This window comes from Ruegeria sp. CDSA246 (assembly GCF_059611225.1).
The window spans coordinates 1-3032 of sequence record NZ_JBXWPD010000046.1; the positions used below are offsets into that span (position 1 = coordinate 1).

Sequence of the window (3032 nt, forward strand, 5' to 3'; positions counted from 1 at the left end):
GGCGCATTTTTTGCGCCCTAACGAAACAGGTCAGGCTGTGAGGCCTTCTGGTTCTGGCAGTTTGTTTGCGCGGCAGGCGGCGGTGAGTGTGTTGGCCAGCAGGCAGGCGATGGTCATGGGGCCGACACCTCCGGGGACCGGGGTGATGGCGCCGGCGCGTGCGGCGGCGCTGGCGTAGTCGACGTCGCCGACCAGCTTGTTCTTGCCGTCGCGTTCAATGCGGTTGATGCCCACGTCGATGACAGTGGCGCCTTCTTTGATCCAGTCACCGGGCACCATTTCGGGGCGGCCAACGGCGGCTACGACGATGTCGGCGCGGCGCACAACATCGGGCAGATCCTTGGTGCGGCTATGCGCGATGGTCACGGTGCAGCTGTCGCCCAGCAACAGCTGCGCCATCGGCTTGCCCACGATGTTCGAGCGTCCGATCACAACTGCATCCATGCCGGACAGCGAGCCATGGTGGTCGCGCAGCATCATCAGGCAGCCCAGCGGGGTGCAGGGCACCATCGATTTCTGACCGGTGCCCAGCAGGCCCACATTCGAGATGTGGAACCCGTCCACATCCTTGGCCGGGTCGATCGAATTGATCACCAGATCCTCGTTCAGATGCTTGGGCAGCGGCAGTTGAACCAGAATGCCATGCACAGCCGGATCGTTGTTCAGCTTGTCGACCAGCGCCAGCAGGTCCTCTTCCGAGGTATCGACATCCAGCTTATGCTCGTACGAGTTCATGCCGACCTCGACGGTCATCTTGCCCTTGGAGCGGACATAGACCTGACTGGCCGGGTCTTCGCCGACCAGAACCACGGCCAGGCCGGGGGTGATGCCGTTTTCCTCTTTCAGCTTTGCAACCTGATCGGCCACTTGCGCACGGACCTTGGCCGCAAAGGCCTTGCCGTCGATAACCTGGGCTACCATCCTTTGATCCCTTCTTTCAAAAACGGATCGGGCGCGTGAAGCGCCCGGTCATTCAGTCCGGGCCGAGAACACGTTCCTCACGTGCAATCGACCAGTCAATCAACATGCGCCACAGTCCTTCGGCCAAATCCGGATCCATTCCCAGCTCGGCCGAGCTTGCGCGCACGCGGTGCACCACGTCTTCGACACGGTCCGGGATACGGGCAGGCAGGCCCTCGCCCGGCTTCAGCTCGGACGCGCGGTCAATGTAGCCTGCGCGCGCCACCAACATTTCGATCAGTTGGCGGTCCAGCTTGTCGATCTGAACCCGCAGATCCTGCATCGTTGCACAGTCTTGCGGCGGTGTCAGAGTGGGCATCGCGATCTCCTCATGGCCCGGGAAAACCCCGGACCACGAGATGTCCTATTCGGCGGCTTAGAACAAGCCCTCGATCTCACCTGCGTCATTGAGGCAGATGGTTTCCGCAGCCGGTTTGCGTGGCAGACCGGGCATGGTCATGATCTCACCGCAGACCACCACGATAAAGCCGGCCCCCGCGCTCAGACGTACCTCACGCACCGGAACCGAATGGCCGGTGGGCGCGCCGCGCAAAGTGGGGTCGGTCGAGAACGAATACTGCGTCTTGGCCATGCAGACCGGCAGATTGCCGTATCCGGCCTCTTCCCACTCGCGCAGCTGGTTGCGGATCTTGTTGTCGGCCAGAACCTCGTCGGCGCGGTAGATACGCTTGGCGATGGTTTCGATCTTTTCGAACAGCGGCATGTCATCGGGGTAGATCGGTGCGAAGTTGGCACTGCCGCCTTCGACGATCTCAACAACCTTCTCGGCCAGCGGCGCAGAGCCTTCCGAGCCCAGTTCCCAGTGACGCGACAGAACCGCCTCAACCCCATGCGCGGCGCAATAGTCGCTGACCGCCTGCACTTCGGCATCGGTGTCGGTGACGAAGTGGTTGATGGCAACCACAACCGGCACGCCAAAGGATTTCACGTTCTCGATGTGACGGCCAAGGTTGGCACAGCCCGAGTTGACCGCGTCGACGTTTTCCGCACCCAGATCGGCCTTGGCAACGCCGCCGTTCATCTTCATCGCACGCACGGTGGCAACCAGCACCACTGCAGACGGCGCGATGCCCGCCTTGCGGCACTTGATATTCATGAACTTCTCAGCACCCAGATCGGCCCCAAAGCCAGCCTCAGTCACAACGTAGTCAGCCACTTTCAAAGCAGTCTTGGTGGCAATGACCGAGTTACAGCCATGCGCGATATTCGCGAACGGGCCACCGTGGACAAAGGCTGGGTTGTTTTCCAGCGTCTGCACCAGGTTCGGCTGCATCGCGTCTTTCAGCAACACGGTCATCGCGCCTTCGGCCTTGATGTCGCGGCAGTAAACAGCAGTCTTGTCGCGGCGATAGGCCACGATGATGTCACCCAGACGCTTTTCCAGATCCTTCAGGTCGTTGGACAGGCACAGGATCGCCATGACCTCGGACGCCACGGTGATGTCAAAACCGGTTTCGCGCGGGAAGCCGTTCGACACACCACCCAGAGACGCCGTGATTTGACGCAGAGCACGGTCATTCATGTCGACCACGCGACGCCATGCGACGCGGCGTACATCGATCTCGGCTTCATTGCCCCAGTAGATGTGGTTGTCGATCATCGCCGACAGCAGCGAATGCGCCGAGGTGATCGCGTGGAAGTCCCCGGTGAAGTGCAGGTTCATTTCCTCCATCGGAACAACCTGCGCGTAACCGCCCCCTGCAGCGCCGCCCTTCATGCCAAAGTTCGGGCCCAGCGAGGCTTCGCGGATACAGATCATCGCATTCTTGCCAATGCGGTTCAGACCATCACCCAGACCCACGGTCGTGGTCGTCTTGCCCTCACCCGCAGGCGTCGGGTTGATCGCGGTGACCAGGATCAACTTGCCGTCTTCGCGACCCTGGACCGAGTTGATGAAGTCCTGGCTCACCTTCGCCTTGTCATGGCCATAGGGCAGCAGATCAGCAGAATCGATGCCAATCTTGGCGCCGATTTCCTGAATAGGCTTCTTCTGCGCCTCGCGCGCGATTTCAATGTCCGATTTATAGCTCATTGGGCAAAACCCCCGGTTG

3 protein-coding genes are annotated in these 3032 nt (G+C 61.0%); all 3 read right to left on the bottom strand.

Going from position 1 to position 3032, the window contains the following annotated elements; all coding sequences use genetic code 11:
• Nucleotides 1–30 precede the first annotated feature (30 nt).
• Genes folD through AC2FI9_RS22685 form a run of 3 tightly spaced genes read right to left on the bottom strand, consistent with a single transcriptional unit; the run spans nucleotide 31 to nucleotide 3013 of the window.
• Nucleotides 31–921: a bifunctional methylenetetrahydrofolate dehydrogenase/methenyltetrahydrofolate cyclohydrolase FolD gene (gene folD, locus AC2FI9_RS22675; RefSeq protein ID WP_496742190.1), complete on the bottom strand. Its 891-nt coding sequence runs from the start codon at nucleotides 919–921 to the stop codon at nucleotides 31–33.
• A gap of 52 nt (nucleotides 922–973) precedes the next feature.
• On the bottom strand, nucleotides 974–1279 hold the full coding sequence (locus AC2FI9_RS22680) for a chorismate mutase (protein WP_496727554.1): 306 nt from the start codon (nucleotides 1277–1279) through the stop codon (nucleotides 974–976).
• Between the two features lie 57 nt (nucleotides 1280–1336).
• Nucleotides 1337–3013 carry a formate--tetrahydrofolate ligase gene (locus AC2FI9_RS22685; RefSeq protein WP_496770979.1) on the bottom strand — a complete coding sequence of 559 codons (1677 nt, stop codon included), beginning with the start codon at nucleotides 3011–3013 and terminating at the stop codon, nucleotides 1337–1339.
• Nucleotides 3014–3032: the final 19 nt, after the last annotated feature.

Excerpts from the sequence above, each read along its gene's own strand:
- AC2FI9_RS22680 (WP_496727554.1), bottom strand. The coding sequence starts at position 1,279 with ATGCCCACTCTGACACCGCCGCAAGACTGTGCAACGATGCAGGATCTG.
- AC2FI9_RS22685 (WP_496770979.1), bottom strand. The coding sequence starts at position 3,013 with ATGAGCTATAAATCGGACATTGAAATCGCGCGCGAGGCGCAGAAGAAG.
- folD (WP_496742190.1), bottom strand. The coding sequence starts at position 921 with ATGGTAGCCCAGGTTATCGACGGCAAGGCCTTTGCGGCCAAGGTCCGT.